The organism is Kocuria sp. HMSC066H03 (assembly GCF_001812045.1).
Lineage (GTDB): Bacteria > Actinomycetota > Actinomycetes > Actinomycetales > Micrococcaceae > Kocuria > Kocuria rhizophila.
Genome location: NZ_KV807506.1, coordinates 122,406 through 139,514, shown reverse-complemented (window position 1 = coordinate 139,514; position 17,109 = coordinate 122,406). Strand labels below are relative to the sequence as shown.

Here is a 17,109-nt window from a genome sequence, read left to right as displayed (position 1 = left end):
CGCTGGACCCATGTCCCTCCCCAAGATCGTGCTGTTCTACGTGTTCACCCCTTTGGCGGACCCGGAGGCCGTGAAGCTGTGGCAGCTGAACCTCGCTCGGCGCACCGGGGTCAAGGGCCGGATCACCGTCTCGGAGCAGGGCATCAACGCCACCGTGGGCGGGGACATCCAGGACGTGAAGGCGTACGTCCGCGGGCTCAAGGAGTACGCCCCGTTCAAGCGCGCGGACGTCAAGTGGTCCGACGGCGCGGGGGACGACTTCCCGCGGCTGAGCGTGAAGGTCCGCCCGGAGCTCGTGACTTTCGACGCCCCGGACGTCATCCGGGTCTCGGAGAACGGCGTGGAGGGCGGAGGCACGCACCTGAAGCCCCACGAGGTGCACGAGCTCGTGGAGCGGCGCGGTGAGGACGTCGTGTTCTTCGACGGGCGCAACCAGCTGGAGGCGGAGATCGGGAGGTTCCGCGGCGCCGTCGTGCCCCGGACCGAGACCACGCGGGACTTCCTGCGGGAACTCGATTCCGGCGCCTACGACCACCTCAAGGACAAGGCCCTGGTGACGTACTGCACCGGTGGGATCCGCTGCGAGGTGCTGAGCGTGCTGCTGCGCAACCGCGGTTTCCAGGACGTGTACCAGCTGGACGGCGGGATCGTGCGCTACGGGGAGGCCTACGGGGACCGCGGCCTGTGGGACGGGTCCCTCTACGTCTTCGACGAGCGCCGGCACATGGAGTTCTCTCCCGGGGCCAGGTCCCTGGGGCGGTGCGTGCAGTGCGGGCAGGCCACACCCCGGTACGTGAACTGCGCCAACCAGCAGTGCCGGCAGCTGTTCCTGTGCTGCGAGACGTGCACGGACACCGAGGCCCGGACCCGGTGCGCGGACTGTGTTCCCGTGGCTGTTTGACCCGGCAGCCGGTTGCACGCACCCGTGGCGGCGTCCGGCGCCGCCTCCCTCGAGAGCAGGAGACCACCGTGGAGAACCCTCAGCCCACCGTCACCGACGCCGCGGTGACCGCACTGCACACCGGCGAGGTGCGGCGTCATCGCTGGGACGGCCGGGAGCTGGAGACCGCGGCGGAGAAGTCACCGTGCGCCGGAAAGGTCTTTCTGAGCGGCACCGGGTTCATCGGGGACGAGCAGGGCGATCTGAAGAACCACGGCGGCCCGGACAAGGCGGTGTGCTGCTACGCGGCCGAGAACTACGAGGCGTGGCGCGCGGAGGGGCGGGACCTCGGCCCCGGGGCGTTCTCGGAGAACCTCACCCTGCGCGGCGCCACGGAGGACCGCGTGTTCCTGGGCGACACGTTCCAGGTGGGCACCGCGCTGGTCCAGGTGACCCAGCCGCGCACCCCCTGCAACACCATTTCCCGCCGCTGGTCGGACTGGGACCTGCCGCGGGACATGGAGCGGACCGCCCGCACCGGCTTCTACCTGCGGGTCCTGCGCGAGGGCCACGTGGGCGCCGGGGACACGTTCGAGTTCGTGAGCCGACCCTCGGGCGCGGTGTCCGTGGGCGACGTCGTGCGCATCATGGCCGCCGGACCCGCGGACCGGGAGGCGTACCGCGGCCTGGCGTCCGCGCCCGAGTTCCCGGAGCAGTGGCGCCGCAAGATCCTGCGCCGGCTGGGGGAGGACGGACTGCTGTGAGCGCACGACGCCGCCCTTGTCAGGCCCCGCACACAACGGCAGCCCGGTGAGCAACCACCGAGTCACGACACCGAATCCCGAGGATGACGCCGCATGAGCCCTGACCACGCATCCCAGCTGCCGCACCCCCTCACCGGGCAGCCGTTCCCGTCCCCGGTTCCCCCCGGCTCGGGGTGGCCGGAGGACCCAGCACCGGCAGACGCCCCCGTGGCCCACGACGCCGCCGCGGTGCGGGATCTCGCGGCCACCGCCTCGGACGTGGACCAGCTCAACGGGATGGCCAGCGTGTGCCGTGCGTGCGAGCGCCTCGTGCAGTGGCGTGAGGACGTGGCCCAGACCAAGCGCGCATCCTTTGCGGGCGAGCCGTACTGGGGCAGGCCCGTGCCGTCCTACGGGGACCCGCGGGCGCGCATCGCCATCATCGGGCTGGCCCCCGCCGCCAACGGAGGCAACCGCACCGGGCGCATGTTCACGGGGGACCGCGCGGGCGACTGGATCTACGCGGCGCTGCACCGCGCCGGATTCGCCGAGCACGAGACCGTGAGCACCGCGGGCGACGGCCAGGCCCTGCACGGGGTCCGCATGGTCGCCCCCGTGCGCTGCGCCCCGCCCGCCAACAAGCCCACCCCCGACGAGAAGGCCGCGTGCGGTGGCTGGTTCGACCGCGAGATCGCCCTGCTCACCGAACTCCGCGGCATCCTGGCCCTTGGCGGCATCGCGTGGCAGACGGTGCTCGCCGCGGCCGTGCGGATGGGCTGGGAGGTGCCCCGGCCGCGCCCCAAGTTCGGGCACGGCGTCGTCGTGCCCCTGCGCACCTACGACGGGCGGGACGTGCGGCTCGTGGGCTGCTACCACGTGAGCCAGCGCAACACCTTCACGGGCCTGCTCACCGAGCAGATGCTCGACGACGCCCTGGCGCTGGCCGCCGCGCCGCCCGCCTGAGCACGGGCCCCACCGATGTCGCCCACCGATGGCCCCGACGGGGCGGTCGTGCTCCGGCGTGTGGACCCGCCCGAGGCGCGACCACGGGAACTCGACTGCCCGTTGGGATGCCCCGCCGGCCGGTCCGTGCCCGGCGGCAAGGGTCGCTCTGCGCGGGAAGCGGGTGCGGGTACTCTCGGGGAGCATGAACGTGTGTCCCTGCGGTGGTCTGCCTGCCGGTGCGTCCCTGAACGAGTGCTGCGGTCCCGCGCTGAACAACGAGACGTGGCCGGACACGGCCGAGACGCTGATGCGCTCGCGGTACACGGCCTACGTCCTGGGCGCGGAGGACCACCTGTTCCGCACGTGGCACCCCCTGACCCGCCCGGCGGAGATCTCCATCGACCCCGAGACCCGGTGGATGGGTCTGCGGGTGGACAGCACAGTGGACGGCGGGCCCGAGGACGAGCACGGGATCGTGGAGTTCACCGCGGCCCACGTGAACGAGGGGCGGTCGCTGGAGCTGCACGAGGTCTCCGAGTTCGCCAGGCGCGCGAAGCGCTGGATGTACGTGGGCCCCGCGTACGAGTGAGCGGCGCCGTCTCGAGGGGCCGCCGTCGTCGTGCGCAGTAGGGTTGGGCCATGAACATCGAGATCCGCAAGGGCGACATCACCACGGTGGAGACGGACGCGATCGTCAACGCCGCCAACTCCAAGCTGCTCGGCGGCGGGGGAGTGGACGGCGCGATCCACCGGGCGGCGGGCAAGCAGCTGCTCGCGGAGTGCCGGAAGTTGCGGGAGACCACGCTCAAGGACGGTCTGCCCGCGGGGCAGGCCGTGGCCACGGACGGCTACGACCTCCCCGCGCGCTGGGTCATCCACACGGTGGGCCCGGTCTACGCCAAGACGAAGGACAAGAGCGACATCCTGGCGTCCTGCTACCGGGAGTCGCTGCGCGTGGCGGACGAGATCGGTGCCACGTCCGTGGCGTTCCCGGCCATCTCCGCGGGCATCTACGGCTGGCCCATGGACAGTGCCACGCAGATCGCGGTGAACACGGTGCTGCACACGGACACGACCGTGGAGACGGTGGTGTTCGTGCCGTTCTCGGCGGAGGCGGAAACCGCCTTCCGAGCAGCCCTCGACGCCGCGCGGGCCTGACTCGACACGGCAGACCTGACCCGCCCGCAGCTGGCCGTGTGCGCTCCCTAGTGGAGTAAATGCACCGGGAACGGGCCCGCGGTGCATTTACTCCACTTCACAGCATGAGCTGCCCGGGACCACCTCGGCACAGCCCCGGGTCGGCGCGGTCCGGCTCCAGCTCCGCCACGGAGGCATCGATGCGGGTAAACATCCGGTGGGTAAGTCCTCGCAACGCCTCATGATCCGGAACAGCGCACCTGCCCCGCTCCGCGACGATTCTCCGGATGGGTCATATCGGTTCTGCGGCACGGTGAGCTGACTGTTCAGGTAACGCGGCCGGTCGAGACACTCTCCAACGAGCAGGCGAGCCGCAGGTCATCCGCGCCCGGTCGCTGCTCGAAGGCCCCCGAGGTCCGCGAGAGTTCCACGAAGCCGAGGGACAAGTACAGCCGGATGGCGGGGACATTGGTGGACAGCACCTTCAGCCACACCTGGTGGCCGTCGTGCTGAGCGGCTCGGTCCAACGCCGCGCGTACGAGCTGGCGGGCCACTCCCTGTCTGCGCGCTGCCGGAGCCGCCGCCAGTCCGGCGATGTACCAGTCGCCGAACGGCCCCGACTCGGGGCGAATCTTGACGTAGCCCACGATGCTCCCGGACCGGCAGGCCACCAGCACGTCCTGCACCGTGGTTCTGGTGGCTGGTCCGAAGAAAGGACGGTCGGCACTCCAGTGATCACCGGGATCGGTGCGTGGGGACCATCCCGCATGGTCGATCTGCGCCAGGATCCTGTCGTCCGCACGGCATGCGGGCCGGAGGAGAATCTTGTCCGGCCCCGGTACCTCGGCGCGCTCGCGGCCGATCAGATCAGGCCCAGTTCATCCACCGCGGCGCGCTCCGACTCCAGCTCCGCCACGGAGGCGTCGATGCGCGCACGCGAGAACTCGGAGATGTCCAGACCCTGCACGATGGACCAGTCCCCTCCGGACGTGGTCACCGGGAAAGAGCTGACCAGCCCCTCCGGCACACCGTAGGAGCCGTCCGAGACCACGGACATCGAGGTCCAGTCTCCGCGGTGGTTGCCCAGCATCAGGTCCCGGGCGTGGTCGATCGTGGCATTCGCCGCAGATGCTGCCGACGACGCCCCGCGGGCTTCCAGGATCGCCGCACCGCGCTTGGCCACCGTGGGGATGAAGGTGTCCTCGACCCACTCGCGGGACACCAGGTCCAGGGCCGGGCGACCGGCCACCCTGGCGTGGTCCAGGTCCGGGTACTGGGTGGCGGAGTGGTTGCCCCACACGGACAGGTGCTTGACGTCGTTCACCGCCGCCTCGGTCTTCGCCGCGAGCATGGCCACGGCCCGGTTGTGGTCCAGCCGGGTGAGCGCGCTGAACCGGGACGCGGGAATGTCCGGGGCGTTGCGCTGGGCGATCAGCGCGTTCGTGTTGGCGGGGTTGCCGGTGACCACCACGCGGACGTCGTGGTCCGCCACGTCGTTCAGGGCCTTGCCCTGCTCGGTGAAGATCGCGCCGTTGGCCTCCAGGAGGTCACCGCGCTCCATGCCCTTGGACCGCGGGCGGGCGCCGACGAGCAGGGCCAGCTGGGCGCCGTCGAACACCTTTCGGGGGTCCGAGCCGATCTCCACGTCCGCGAGCAGCGGGAACGCGCAGTCCTGCAGCTCCATGACCGTGCCCTCCAGGGCGGGCAGCGCGGACGGGATCTCGAGCAGCCGCAGGCGGACGGGGCGTTCACGGCCCAGGAGGTCTCCGTGCGCGATCCGGAAGAGCAGGCTGTAGCCGATCTGGCCGGCGGCTCCGGTGACGGCCACGGTGACGGGTGTGAGGCTCACGGGTTCTCCTCCTGGAACGGGTGACGCCTGTGTGGTGCGTCACACGGGGGTGCGGTGGCTCCGAGGCTATCAACAGCACCTGTTCAGCGCACGGCGGAAGCTCCTGTCGGCGTGTGCCGCGCCCGGTCAGAATGGAGTCATGGCTGAAACTGCAATGCAAGGAGATCCCGTGCACACCGTGGGCGAGCTGCCCGCCGAGGGCACGTCCGTCCGCTCCTTCGAACTGGTCGGCGCCGATCTGGGGCCGGTGGCCTCGGACGAGTTCACCGGCCAGCGCATGGTGCTCAACATCTTCCCGTCCCTGGACACCGGCGTGTGCGCCCAGTCCGTGCGGGAGTTCAACCAGCGCGCGTCCGAGCTGCAGAACACCACCGTGCTGTGCGTGTCCAAGGACCTCCCGTTCGCCCAGGCGCGCTTCTGCGGCGCCGAGGGCCTGGACAACGTGGTCACCGCCTCCGCGTTCCGCTCGTCCTTCGGTGAGGACTACGGCGTGACCATGACGGACGGCCCGCTGCAGGGTCTGCTCGCCCGCGCCGTGGTGGTCGTGGACGAGAACGGTCAGGTGGTCCACAGCCAGCTCGTCCCGGAGATCTCGCAGGAGCCGGACTACGACGCCGCCGTGGCCGCCCTGTCCTGACCGGTACCTCACGCCCCGGGACAGGGCGGACTGAGCTCGTGCCCTCCTGACCCGTGCGTGGCGCGCCGCCCCTGCGGGAGCTCGTTGCCCTCGCCGGGCCGCGCCCCAGACAGAACCACGCCGCCGCGTCTCCATAAAAGGGGGCGCGGCGGCGTCGTCATAGGAGGGCGTGGTGCGAGGACCGCGCCGGGCACGCGGCGCGCCCGGAGGTGCGCCGCGTGCGGAGCGGATCAGGCCGTGAGGGAGCCCATGATCCGGTTCAGCGTGGCGGACGGGCGCATGACGCCCGACACCAGCTCCGGCTTGGGCCAGTAGTAGCCGCCCAGGTCCGCGGGGGAGCCCTGAACGCCGAGCAGCTCGGCGTTGATGGTCTCCTCGTTGGCGCGCAGCCCGGAGGCGACCCCCTGGAAGGCCTGGGCCAGCTCGGCGTCCTCGGTCTGCCGCGCGAGCTCCTCGGCCCAGTACATGGCCAGGTAGAAGTGCGAACCGCGGTTGTCCAGCTCGTTGACCTTGCGGGACGGGGACTTGTTCTCGTTCAGGAACGTGCCCGTGGCCCGGTCCAGGGTGTCCGCGAGGACCTGTGCCTTGGGGTTGTCGAAGCGCGTGGCGAGGTGCTCGAAGGACGCCGCGAGGGCGAGGAACTCACCGAGGGAGTCCCAGCGCAGGTGGTTCTCCGCCTGCAGCTGCTGCACGTGCTTGGGGGCAGAGCCGCCGGCACCGGTCTCGAAGAGGCCGCCGCCGTTCATGAGCGGCACGATCGACAGCATCTTCGCGGAGGTGCCCAGTTCCAGGATGGGGAACAGGTCCGTGAGGTAGTCGCGCAGCACGTTGCCGGTCACCGAGATGGTGTCCTCGCCGCGGCGGATCCGGTCGATGGTGAACTTGGTGGCCGCCACGGGGGAGAGGATGCGGATGTCCAGCCCGTCCGTGTCCTCCTGCGCGAGGTACGTGTTCACCTTCTCGATCAGGTTGCGGTCGTGCGCGCGGGACTCGTCCAGCCAGAACACGGCGGGCATCCCGGACTCGCGGGAGCGGCGCACGGCCAGCTGCACCCAGTCCTTGATGGGGGCGTCCTTGGCCTGGCACGCACGCCAGATGTCACCCGGCTGAACGTCGTGGGACATGAGCACGTCCCCGGCAGAGTTGACCACCTGCACGGTGCCGGCCTCGGTGATCTCAAAGGTCTTGTCGTGGGAGCCGTACTCCTCGGCCTTCTGCGCCATGAGACCCACGTTCGGCACGGTGCCCATGGTGGTGGGGTCGTACGCGCCGTTCTCGCGGCAGTCGTCGATCACGGTCTGGTACACACCGGCGTAGGAGGAGTCCGGCAGCACGGCCAGGGTGTCCTTCTGCTCGCCCTCGCGGCCCCACATCTGGCCGGAGGTGCGGATCATCGCGGGCATGGAGGCGTCCACGATCACGTCCGAGGGCACGTGCAGGTTGGTGATGCCCTTGTCCGAGTTCACGTAGGCCAGCTCGGGGCCGTTGTCGATGGCCTCCTGGAACGCGGCCTTGATCTCGGCGCCGTTCTCGAGGGCGTCGAGGCCCGAGAGGATCCCGGCCAGTCCGTCGTTGGGGGAGAGCCCGGCCTTGGCCAGGTCCGCGCCGTAGCGCTCCATCACGTCCTGGAAGAACGCGCTGACCACGTGGCCGAAGATGATGGGGTCCGAGACCTTCATCATGGTGGCCTTGAGGTGGGCGGAGAACAGGATGCCCTCCTCCTTGGCGCGGGCCACCTGGGCCTTCAGGAACTCGTCCAGGGCGGCGGCACTCATGAACGTGGCGTCCACCACCTCGCCGGCGAGCACGGGCACCGACTGCTTGAGCACGGTGGTCTTCCCGTCGCTGACCAGCTGGATGGTGAGGGTGTCGTCCGCGGGCATCACCACGGACTGCTCGTTGGTGCGGAAGTCGTCGTGACCCAGGGTGGCCACGTTGGTCTTGGAGTTCTTGGACCACGCGCCCATGGTGTGCGGGTGCTTCTTGGCGTACTCCTTGACGGCCTTGGGCGCCCGGCGGTCCGAGTTGCCCTCGCGCAGCACCGGGTTCACGGCGGAGCCCTTGACTCGGTCGTAGCGCGCGCGGATGTCCTTGGCCTCGTCCGAGGAGGCGTCCTCCGGGTAGTCCGGCAGGTCGTAGCCGTCCGCCTGCAACTCCTTGATGGTGGCCTTGAGCTGCGGGATGGAGGCGGAGATGTTGGGAAGCTTCACAATGTTGGCTTCCGGGGTCTTCGCGAGCTCACCGAGCTCCGCGAGGGTGTCCGGGACGCGCTGCTCGTCCGTGAGCCGGTCCGGGAACTGCGCGAGGATGCGGGCGGCCAGGGAGATGTCCCGGGTCTCGACCTCCACCCCGGCGGTGGACGCGAACGCCTCGACCATGGGCTTGAACGAGTACGTGGCCAGCATGGGCGCTTCGTCGGTCTCGGTGTAGATGATCTTGGGCATGGACAATGACTCCTTGCATCGACGGTCACTGGGGCTGCCCTCCAGCCTACCCGCAGTGGGGCCCCGCGAACCCTGCCGGGACGGGCCGTGATCGGCTGGCGGGCCCACGCTGCCGGGCGCCGCCGTGCCGCTGCGGTGCCCGCCGCCGGGATGACGACGGCGCACGGCACCGCCCCGGGGGTCGGTCGCCGTGCGCCGTGGTCGGCAGTGGCCGCCGCGCGGGGTCAGCCCTGCAGGGCGTGCTTGATCCGCTCGCGCTCCCTTTCGAGCTTGCGCAGCCGGTGGCTCAGCGTGAACATCCGCACGGAGCCCACGAGCGCCATGATGAGCGCGCCCGCAATGGCCGAGAGCAGCATGGCCACCCCCAGGGGCAGGGAGAAGCTCCAGGCGAGGAACTCGAACTGGGTGGCCACGTTGTTCTGGATGATGAAGACCAGCAGCAGGATCAGCACGACCACGCCCACGACCAGCGCGGCCCACACCGTCCCGGAGACGCCGCGCTTGGCGGGGGTGTCCAGAGCGGGGTCCACCACGGGGTCGTAGGTCCCCGCGTACTCGCTCGTTCCCGTCTCCTCACCGCGCGCGGTGCCTCCGGTGGGCGACGCCGCCCGCCCGGCCCCCGTGGGCGCGGCACCCGCGGTTCCCGTCTGGTGTGCGCCGGACCCCGTGACCGCATGCTGGTCGAGGGCACCGTCCGCGTGGTCGCCGCGCACCGGCCCGCGGTTCTGCGGAGGCAGCCCGCCGTGGACGGGACCGGCGCCGGCGGGGGCGGCAGCGGCGTCGTCGGTGGGGACGCGGGGTGCGGCTGAACGTTCGTGCGGGGTGTTGCTCACTGGGTGCCTCCCGGGGGTCGCGTGGTGGTGGGTCCAGCGTAGGCCAGGTGCGCTCCGAGCACAGGGGCGGGGCAGGGCGGCGCGACACGCCCGTAAAATCACGACACGCTTGCGATCTCCTGACATGTCGCACGGAATCGGTTATCGCTGGGTAACCTTTCGTTCATTGTGAGACGCACCACAATCAACGGTGACGCCAGTCACGGCTCGGGGTGACCACTTCCGAGGGTGCAACGCACATTCCATGGGCACCACATCAGGAGGAAACGACATGGGCAAGTACACCTTCAAGGGCAAGGCCGCCGTCTCCGTCGCGGCGATCGCAGCACTCACTCTGACCGGCTGCGCCAGCGTGGGCGGCGGCGGGGACCAGGGTGGCGGTGAGAGCAGCGCGGCGGGCCAGGAGGGCGGCGTCGTGACCGTCGCGGAGACCAACGCGTTCTCCGGCGCCAACCCGAGCTACACCAAGACCAACCTGGACATCAACAACAAGATCGCCCAGATGACCCGCGAGGGCTTCTACACCGTGGACACGGAGCAGAAGATCCAGCCCAACGAGGGCTTCGGCACCTACAAGAAGATCTCGGACGACCCGCTCACGGTTGAGTACGAGCTCAAGGACCCGCAGTGGTCGGACGGCAACAAGATCGACAAGGCGGACCTGCTGCTCGAGTGGAGCATGCTCTCCGGCTACGCCAACGACTCCAGCGAGGACGGCAAGACCGGCAAGGACTACTTCTCGATCGCCGGCTCCACGGACATCCTGGGCACCACCGAGATGCCCACGTTCTCCGAGGACGGCAAAAAGATGACCCTCACGTGGGGCAAGCCCAACGCGGACTGGGAGATCGGCTTCGGCGGCGTGACCGAGCCCGCCCACGTGGTCGCCAAGAAGGCCGGCATGACCGAGGACGAGCTGCTCAAGGTGCTCGAGAACCAGAAGAAGGGCGATCCCAAGAAGCCCCAGAAGCAGCCGGAGCTGGAGAAGATCGGCAAGGCCTGGGACACCGCCTTCAACTTCACCTCCATGCCGGACGACAAGGACCTCCTGGTCTCCAGCGGCCCGTTCAAGATCGAGAACATCGTGGAGAACAACTCCGTCACGGTGAAGAAGAACGAGAACTACACGGGCGACATGCCCGGCAAGCTGGACGAGATCACGGTGCGCACCATCTCCGATCCCACCGCCCAGATCCAGGCGCTGCGCAACGGCGAAGTGGACATCATGCAGCCGGGCAACGTCAACAAGGACACCCTGGACCAGGTCCAGCAGATCGAGAACGTGAACGTGCAGAAGGGCGACCAGCTCGCGTACGACCACTTGGACCTGAACTTCGGCTCGGACGTTTTCAAGGACCAGAAGGTGCGCGAGGCGTTCCTGAAGACGATCCCTCGCCAGCAGATCGTGGACCAGCTCATCAAGCCGGTCAAGGACGACGCCTCCGTGCTGAACTCCCAGATGTACGTATCCAGCCAGAAGGACGAGTACGGCAAGGCCGTGGAGAAGAACGAGGCCGAGTCCATGTACGGGGAGGTGGACATCGAGGGCGCCAAGGAGCTGCTCGGCGGCAAGACGCCCACCGTGCGGATCCTCTACAACAACCAGAACCCCCAGCGCGTGGACACCTTCCAGCTCATCAAGGAGTCCGCGGAGAAGGCCGGCTTCAAGGTCTCGGACATGGGCGACCCCAACTGGTCCGAGAAGCTCGCGGACGGTGACTACGACGCCTCCCTGTTCGGCTGGGTCTCCCCGGGCGTGGGCACCGAGATGCTCTCGCAGATCTTCAAGACCGGCGGCGGTGGCAACTACACCAAGTACTCGAACAAGGACGTCGACAAGCTCGTGGACGAGGCCCGCACGAACCTGGACGAGAACTCGCGCGTGGACCAGATCGTGGACATCGACAAGCACACCTTCGAGGACGGGTACGGTCTGCCGCTGTTCCAGTCCGTGGGTTACGTGGCCACCTCGGACAAGATCGCCGGCGTGGACACCTACCAGCCCAACCAGACCGGTGTGTTCTGGAACGTCTCCGAGTGGAGCCGCAAGTAGGACTGCCGAGCTCCTGTTGACCGAGGCACTCCCCTCATGAGCACTGCGCGGGCGCGGATCTGCTGCGCCCGCGCAGTGTCGTGACCACCACTCGTACAGAGGCTGCGACATGATTTCTTACATTCTCAGACGGCTCGTCACCGCTGTCCTCATCCTGCTGGGCGCATCGTTCATCGTGTACCTCATGACGGCGGCGTCCGGAGACCCCCTGTGGGACCTCTACGGCAACCCCAACGCCCAGCAGCTGATCCCAGCGCGCGTGGAGGCCCTGAACCTGGACACCCCGCCCGTGCTGCGCTACTTCACGTGGCTCGGCGGCGCGGCCGGGTGCCTGGTGCCCTTCGCGGACACCTGCTCCCTGGGCGTGAGCCGGGACGGCCAGGAGGTCACGGACCTGCTGGCCTTCGCCATGACCCAGACCATCATGCTGGTCACGGTGGGCACCATCCTGGCCATCGTGGTGGGCATCACCCTGGGCATCGTCTCCGCCCTGCGCCAGTACTCCGGGCTGGACTACGGCATCACGTTCTTCACCTTCCTGTGCTTCTCCCTGCCGAGCTTCTGGCTCGCGGTGCTGCTCAAGGAGATCGTGGCCATCCAGTTCAACGACTTCCTGCAGGACCCCGTGATGTCCATGGGTACCATCGCGCTGATTTCGCTCGTGGCGGGAGCCATCTGGTTCCTCGTCTCGTTCGGGCAGATGCGCACCCGCCTGCTCATGGGCCTGCTCGGCTTCGCGGTGACCTTCGGGATCATCTACTTCGTGCTGGCCACCAACTGGCTCAACCACCCGTTCCTGGGCATCCCGCTGATCGCCCTCACGGGCATCCTGGTGGCGGTGATCGCCACCGTGCTGATCTCGGGGCTGCGCAACAAGCGCGCCCTCTACGCGGCACTGGGCACCGTGGTGGTGGGCCTGATCATCTACTTCCCGGTGCAGTACCTGTTCGCGGACGGCGGGCTGCTGACCGTGCTGCTCCTCACCGTGGTGATGATCGGCGTGGGTGTGGGAGCCGGCTTCCTGGCCGGTGGCTACGACCGCGGCCAGGGCGCACGGGTGGCCGGTGTCACCGGCTTCTTCGTGGCGCTGCTGATCGTCCTGGACCGGTTCATGCAGTCCTGGCCGGACTACGTGAACTCGAGCCACATCCGCGGCCGTCCGATCGCCACGGCCAACTCGGCCACCCCGGGCTTCACCGGTGACTTCTGGACCACCGGACTGGACCGGTTCACCCACCTGCTGCTGCCCACCATCTGCTTGACGCTGCTGGCGCTGGCCTCCTACTCCCGGTACTCCCGGGCCTCGATGCTCGAGATCATGGGCCAGGACTACATCCGCACGGCACGTGCCAAGGGTCTGTCCGAGCGCACCGTGGTCATGCGCCACGCCTTCCGCAACGCGCTGATCCCGCTGGCCACCCTGGTGGCCTTCGACATCGGCGGTCTGATCGGCGGCGCGATCATCACGGAAACCGTGTTCGCGTTCACCGGCATGGGACAGCTGTTCGTCCATGCTGTGCGCAACGTGGATCCCAACCCGGTGATGGGCGTCTTCCTCGTCACCGGCATCGTCGCCATGGTCTTCAACCTGATTGCCGACCTGGTGTACTCCGTACTCGACCCGCGCGTGAGGGTGAAATCATGAGCCAGCCCCAACCCATCGACATCCCGCAGACCGTGGAGCAGCATCCCGAGGCGGGTCAGAAGCCCCAGGACGTGCGCGGCAAGAGCCAGGGTCAGCTGGTGCGCGGACGCTTCTTCGGCAACACCGGCGCGGTCATCTCACTGGTGGTCCTGCTGTTCATCGTGCTGCTGTCCGTCACGTCCATCGGCATCGGTCCCATCCCGGGCTGGTGGAAGTGGGACCCGGACACCACGGGGCCCGTGGTGGACGGCGGCGAGCCCACCCTGAGCCTGCTGCCTCCGAGCATGGGGGAGCACCCCTTCGGTCAGGACAACCTGGGCCGCGACCTCTTCGCCATGGTCATGCAGGGCACGCAGTACTCGCTCATCGTGATGCTCGTGGTGGGCCTCATCACCGGCATCGTGGGCACCGTGATCGGCGGCCTGGCCGGGTACTTCCGCGGCTGGGTCGAGGCCGTGCTGATGCGCCTGACGGACGTCATCATCATCATCCCGCTGGTCATCATGGCCGCCCTGCTGGGCCGCATGGCCATCTCCTGGGTCCGCGCCCACGGCCTGCCGTCCTTCGCCACGGTCATCGCGCTGGGTCTGCTGATCGGCCTGGCGGCGTGGCCGGGCCTTGCCCGCCTGGTGCGCGGCGAGTTCCTGTCCCTGCGCGAGCGCGAGTTCGTGGACGCCGCCCGCCTCGCGGGGGCCTCCAGCGGCCGGATCATCTTCAAGCACATCCTGCCCAACACCGTGGGCGTGATCACCGTGAACATCACGCTGCTCATGTCCTCGGCCATCCTGCTGGAGACCTCGCTGTCCTACCTGGGTCTGGGCATCCAGGCCCCGGACTGGTCCCTGGGCCGGTTGATCAACGAGAACCAGACGGCGTTCGCCACCCGGCCGTGGCTGTTCTGGTGGCCGGGTGTGTTCATCGTGGCCATCGCGCTGACCATCAACTTCATCGGTGACGGTCTGCGTGACGCCTTCGACCCGCGCCAGCGCAAGTTCAACCCCAAGCGGGCCCGCGAGACGGGGGCCGGCCGTGCGGCAGCTCCCGCCGCGTCACCGCAGGCGGCGCAGTGACCCGCGTGCGCTCACACCGAGTACAGGACCACGCTCGCGGCGGTCAGCACCACGACCGTCGCGAGCGGGCCCGGTACGAGGCGGGTGGTGACGGGTTCGGGGTCGCCCTGCCGGGTGAAGACGTCCAGCTCGCCGGAGTCCACGCGACGCTGCCACTGGATGCGGACGCGATGGGCCGCGGCTCCGGAGGCGGTGGACGTCAAGTCACCCACGCGCACCGCCCCCTCGGGGCGGGCAATGGGGTGGTTGCGGTTCACGGCGTCGGCGTCGGAGCGGAATGCCGCCCCCGCACCAGCGGAGGGCAGCGCGAAGCTGGAGTACGAGCCCTGGTCCGTCACCACGGTCACCGCGAACCGGGTGCGCACGTCCACGATGCGCGCCCACGGGATGCCCACGGTGCGCGCGGGGTTGACCAGCCGCACCCCGCTCTCGTGGACTTCCAGCCGGGGTCGCCAGTACAGGGCGTGGGCGAGTGCCACCAGCGCGAGACCACCGCAGACCGCTCCCGCGTGCTGGGTGGCGGTGTGGCCCCAGCCGCCCACGAGCACCAGGACTCCCAGGACCACCAGGAATCCCGTCAGCCACGGCGTCGACGACGCGCGGAAGGTCTCGTGGTCAGGGGCGGGTCCGTCGCTTTCAGGCATGGCCACCATGCTAGGCAACGCGCGCGAGCCACGGCCGCGCGCCCAGTTCTCGACACGATGGAGCACACACGATGAGCACCTCGCACCAGCCCGACGGCATCCCCGAGGGCACCCCCGAGCCCCACGGCACCCCCGAGAACCCTGCGGCCTCCGGGCACGACGACGCCCGGGCCGCGGGCGCGCAGGCCGGACCGGCGGCGTCGTCCACCGGTGGCGCCGAGTCCACGCCCGGTGACGTCACCGCGGCAGAGCACAACGCACCCTGGAACGGCGCGCAGGCGGGGGACGGCCGTGTGGCGTCCCCGGACGCCGCCCCGGTCACGGGGGAGGGCGCGGCCGTGGCCGGTGCCACCGCGGTGGGTGCCGAGAAGAAGCGGGGCCGGCGTGCCCAGCGCAGCGAGCCCGCAACGCGGCGGAGCAGGGCCAGGACGACCGTGGCGCGCGGTGAGCCCGTGCTGAGCGTGCGCGGTCTGTCCGTGGACTTCGGCGTGGACCGGGAATGGGTTCCCGCGGCGGTCGACCTCACGTACGACGTGGCCGCGGGCGAGGTGCTCGCGATCGTGGGCGAGTCCGGCTCCGGAAAGTCCGCGAGCTCGATGTCCATGCTCGGGCTGCTGCCCTCCAACGCCCGCGTGAGCGGTTCCGCGAAGCTCGGTGGCACGGAGCTGATCGGACTGCGTGGCAGCGGGCTGCGGCGTGTGCGCGGCGAGGAGATCGCCGTGATCTTCCAGGAGCCCATGACCGCGCTGAACCCCGTGTACACGGTGGGGCAGCAGATCGTGGAGACCATCCGGCTGCACCGGGACCTCTCGCCGTCGGAGGCCACCGAGCGCGCGATGCAGATGCTGACCATGGTGGAGCTGCCGGATCCGGAGAAGGCCTTCCGCTCCTACCCGCACCAGCTCTCGGGCGGTCAGCGCCAGCGCGCGATGATCGCGCAGTCGCTGTCCTGCGATCCCAAGCTGCTGATCGCGGACGAGCCCACCACCGCCCTGGACGTGACCGTGCAGGCCGAGATCCTGGACCTCATCCGCAACCTCAAGGACCAGCTGGACTCCGCGGTCATCCTCATCACCCACGACATGGGCGTGGTGGCGGACCTCGCGGACAAGATCGCCGTGATGCAGAAGGGCGTGATCGTGGAGCAGGGCTCGGCGGAGCAGATCTTCAGCTCCCCCCAGCACCCCTACACGATCTCCCTGCTCGAGTCGGTGCCGCACCTGGGCGAGGGCGGCGAGTCGGACGAGTCCGTGGACCTGGCGGCGGTGCTCGAGCAGTCCATCGCATCCCCCACCGTCGTGGACCGCAGCACCGCGGAGGAAGCCTCCATGGACACCCTCGCGCAGCGGGTGGTCGCCCCGGTGCTGCAGCTCAAGGACGTGGCCATCGAGTACCCCAAGCAGGGGCGCAACCCCGCGTTCCGCGCGGTGGAAGGCGTGAGCATCACCGTGGCCTCGGGCGAGACCGTGGGTCTGGTGGGCGAGTCCGGTTCGGGCAAGACCACGATCGGCCGCGCGGCCGTGGGGCTGCTGCCCGTGGTCGAGGGCTCGCTGATCGTGGACGGCGTGGAGCTGGCCGGTGCGTCGCGCTCGACCCTCAACAAGGTGCGCAAGGACGTGGGCATGGTGTTCCAGGACCCGTCCTCGTCCCTGAACCCGCGCCTGCCGATCGGCGAGTCGATCGGTGAGCCCATGTACCTGGCCGGCGTGGCCAAGGGTGCGCAGCTGCAGACCAGGATCGAGCAGCTGCTGGACCAGGTGCGCCTGCCGCGCAACTACCGCAACCGCTACCCCCACGAGCTCTCGGGCGGCCAGAAGCAGCGCGTGGGCATCGCCCGGGCGCTGTCCCTCAAACCCAAGCTGCTCGTGGCGGACGAGCCCACGTCCGCGCTGGACGTGTCCGTGCAGGCCACGGTGCTGGACCTCTTCGAGGAGCTGCAGGCGGAGATGGGCTTCGCGTGCCTGTTCGTGACCCACGACCTCGCGGTCATCGACCGGCTGGCCAACCGGATCGTGGTCATGCAGCACGGGCACATCGTGGAGCAGGGCTCGCGTGAGGCCGTGCTGCGCCACCCGGAGCAGGAGTACACCAAGCGGCTGCTCGCGGCCGTCCCGGTGCCCTCGCCCGAGGCGCAGCGTGTGCGCCGCGAGCTGCGGCAGCAGATGGCCCACCACGTGTCCTGAGCACCGCAGATTCCCGCGGCCCGGTCCGTGCCCCCGGGGGTGGACC

At 69.5% G+C, this 17,109-nt stretch carries 15 protein-coding genes; 10 read left to right on the top strand and 5 right to left on the bottom strand.

Translation table 11 applies throughout. The features are described 5' to 3' along the window. Positions 1 to 10: 10 nt before the first annotated feature. The 5 genes from HMPREF2833_RS04035 to HMPREF2833_RS04015 all read left to right on the top strand — a co-directional run bounded on the left by HMPREF2833_RS04035 (position 11) and on the right by HMPREF2833_RS04015 (position 3,726). Positions 11 to 901, top strand: coding sequence for an oxygen-dependent tRNA uridine(34) hydroxylase TrhO (locus HMPREF2833_RS04035; protein WP_070636763.1), 891 nt, complete (start codon positions 11 to 13; stop codon positions 899 to 901). A gap of 68 nt (positions 902 to 969) precedes the next feature. Further along, positions 970 to 1,644, top strand: coding sequence for an MOSC domain-containing protein (locus HMPREF2833_RS04030; protein WP_070636762.1), 675 nt, complete (start codon positions 970 to 972; stop codon positions 1,642 to 1,644). A 93-nt stretch (positions 1,645 to 1,737) separates the two neighbouring features. Then, positions 1,738 to 2,586, top strand: a complete 849-nt coding sequence (locus HMPREF2833_RS04025; RefSeq protein WP_070636761.1) for a uracil-DNA glycosylase — start codon at positions 1,738 to 1,740, stop codon at positions 2,584 to 2,586. Between the two features lie 184 nt (positions 2,587 to 2,770). Beyond that, entirely contained in the window at positions 2,771 to 3,157 is a 387-nt protein-coding gene (locus HMPREF2833_RS04020; protein ID WP_019309509.1) for a YchJ family protein, read from the top strand. A gap of 50 nt (positions 3,158 to 3,207) precedes the next feature. Further along, complete coding sequence (locus HMPREF2833_RS04015; RefSeq protein WP_019309508.1) at positions 3,208 to 3,726, top strand: O-acetyl-ADP-ribose deacetylase; 519 nt, start codon at positions 3,208 to 3,210, stop codon at positions 3,724 to 3,726. Between the two features lie 305 nt (positions 3,727 to 4,031). Here HMPREF2833_RS04015 and HMPREF2833_RS12100 read toward each other — a convergent pair whose 3' ends face one another. Both HMPREF2833_RS12100 and HMPREF2833_RS04005 read right to left on the bottom strand, forming a co-directional pair. Next, on the bottom strand, positions 4,032 to 4,529 hold the full coding sequence (locus tag HMPREF2833_RS12100; protein WP_256388767.1) for a GNAT family N-acetyltransferase: 498 nt from the start codon (positions 4,527 to 4,529) through the stop codon (positions 4,032 to 4,034). A gap of 38 nt (positions 4,530 to 4,567) precedes the next feature. Further along, a complete protein-coding gene (locus tag HMPREF2833_RS04005) occupies positions 4,568 to 5,554 on the bottom strand; it encodes a malate dehydrogenase (protein WP_039101717.1) in 987 nt (328 codons plus the stop codon). 139 nt (positions 5,555 to 5,693) lie between these two features. Here HMPREF2833_RS04005 and tpx point away from each other — a divergent pair, with 139 nt between their 5' ends. Continuing rightward, the gene (gene tpx / locus HMPREF2833_RS04000) at positions 5,694 to 6,191 is read left to right on the top strand and encodes a thiol peroxidase (RefSeq protein ID WP_070636759.1); all 498 of its coding nucleotides are present in this window, start codon (positions 5,694 to 5,696) and stop codon (positions 6,189 to 6,191) included. A gap of 230 nt (positions 6,192 to 6,421) precedes the next feature. Here the strand turns inward: tpx and HMPREF2833_RS03995 are convergent, their stop codons facing one another. Next, positions 6,422 to 8,635 (bottom strand): NADP-dependent isocitrate dehydrogenase, encoded by a 2,214-nt coding sequence (locus HMPREF2833_RS03995; RefSeq protein ID WP_070636758.1) that lies wholly within the window; start codon positions 8,633 to 8,635, stop codon positions 6,422 to 6,424. A 224-nt stretch (positions 8,636 to 8,859) separates the two neighbouring features. Then, positions 8,860 to 9,468, bottom strand: coding sequence for a LapA family protein (locus HMPREF2833_RS03990; RefSeq protein ID WP_070636757.1), 609 nt, complete (start codon positions 9,466 to 9,468; stop codon positions 8,860 to 8,862). Positions 9,469 to 9,712: 244 nt separating this feature from the next. Here HMPREF2833_RS03990 and HMPREF2833_RS03985 point away from each other — a divergent pair, with 244 nt between their 5' ends. From HMPREF2833_RS03985 to HMPREF2833_RS03975, 3 genes are all read left to right on the top strand, one after another. Next, complete coding sequence (locus HMPREF2833_RS03985; RefSeq protein ID WP_246829075.1) at positions 9,713 to 11,521, top strand: ABC transporter family substrate-binding protein; 1,809 nt, start codon at positions 9,713 to 9,715, stop codon at positions 11,519 to 11,521. A 109-nt stretch (positions 11,522 to 11,630) separates the two neighbouring features. Further along, a complete protein-coding gene (locus HMPREF2833_RS03980; RefSeq protein WP_019309500.1) occupies positions 11,631 to 13,166 on the top strand; it encodes an ABC transporter permease in 1,536 nt (511 codons plus the stop codon). Then, entirely contained in the window at positions 13,163 to 14,236 is a 1,074-nt protein-coding gene (locus HMPREF2833_RS03975) for an ABC transporter permease (protein ID WP_019309499.1), read from the top strand. Before HMPREF2833_RS03980 ends, HMPREF2833_RS03975 begins: the two co-directional genes overlap by 4 nt. A gap of 11 nt (positions 14,237 to 14,247) precedes the next feature. Here HMPREF2833_RS03975 and HMPREF2833_RS03970 read toward each other — a convergent pair whose 3' ends face one another. After that, complete coding sequence (locus HMPREF2833_RS03970) at positions 14,248 to 14,880, bottom strand: PH domain-containing protein (RefSeq protein WP_019309498.1); 633 nt, start codon at positions 14,878 to 14,880, stop codon at positions 14,248 to 14,250. Between the two features lie 71 nt (positions 14,881 to 14,951). Between HMPREF2833_RS03970 and HMPREF2833_RS03965 the strand changes: the two genes are divergently transcribed. Further along, a complete protein-coding gene (locus HMPREF2833_RS03965; RefSeq protein ID WP_019309497.1) occupies positions 14,952 to 17,063 on the top strand; it encodes an ABC transporter ATP-binding protein in 2,112 nt (703 codons plus the stop codon). The last annotated feature ends 46 nt before the right edge of the window (positions 17,064 to 17,109 follow it).

Excerpts from the sequence above, each read along its gene's own strand:
- HMPREF2833_RS04035 (WP_070636763.1), top strand. The coding sequence starts at position 11 with ATGTCCCTCCCCAAGATCGTGCTGTTCTACGTGTTCACCCCTTTGGCG.
- HMPREF2833_RS04025 (WP_070636761.1), top strand. The coding sequence starts at position 1,738 with ATGAGCCCTGACCACGCATCCCAGCTGCCGCACCCCCTCACCGGGCAG.
- HMPREF2833_RS04020 (WP_019309509.1), top strand. The coding sequence starts at position 2,771 with ATGAACGTGTGTCCCTGCGGTGGTCTGCCTGCCGGTGCGTCCCTGAAC.
- HMPREF2833_RS04015 (WP_019309508.1), top strand. The coding sequence starts at position 3,208 with ATGAACATCGAGATCCGCAAGGGCGACATCACCACGGTGGAGACGGAC.
- tpx (WP_070636759.1), top strand. The coding sequence starts at position 5,694 with ATGGCTGAAACTGCAATGCAAGGAGATCCCGTGCACACCGTGGGCGAG.
- HMPREF2833_RS03995 (WP_070636758.1), bottom strand. The coding sequence starts at position 8,635 with ATGCCCAAGATCATCTACACCGAGACCGACGAAGCGCCCATGCTGGCC.
- HMPREF2833_RS03985 (WP_246829075.1), top strand. The coding sequence starts at position 9,713 with ATGGGCACCACATCAGGAGGAAACGACATGGGCAAGTACACCTTCAAG.
- HMPREF2833_RS03980 (WP_019309500.1), top strand. The coding sequence starts at position 11,631 with ATGATTTCTTACATTCTCAGACGGCTCGTCACCGCTGTCCTCATCCTG.
- HMPREF2833_RS03975 (WP_019309499.1), top strand. The coding sequence starts at position 13,163 with ATGAGCCAGCCCCAACCCATCGACATCCCGCAGACCGTGGAGCAGCAT.
- HMPREF2833_RS03970 (WP_019309498.1), bottom strand. The coding sequence starts at position 14,880 with ATGCCTGAAAGCGACGGACCCGCCCCTGACCACGAGACCTTCCGCGCG.
- HMPREF2833_RS03965 (WP_019309497.1), top strand. The coding sequence starts at position 14,952 with ATGAGCACCTCGCACCAGCCCGACGGCATCCCCGAGGGCACCCCCGAG.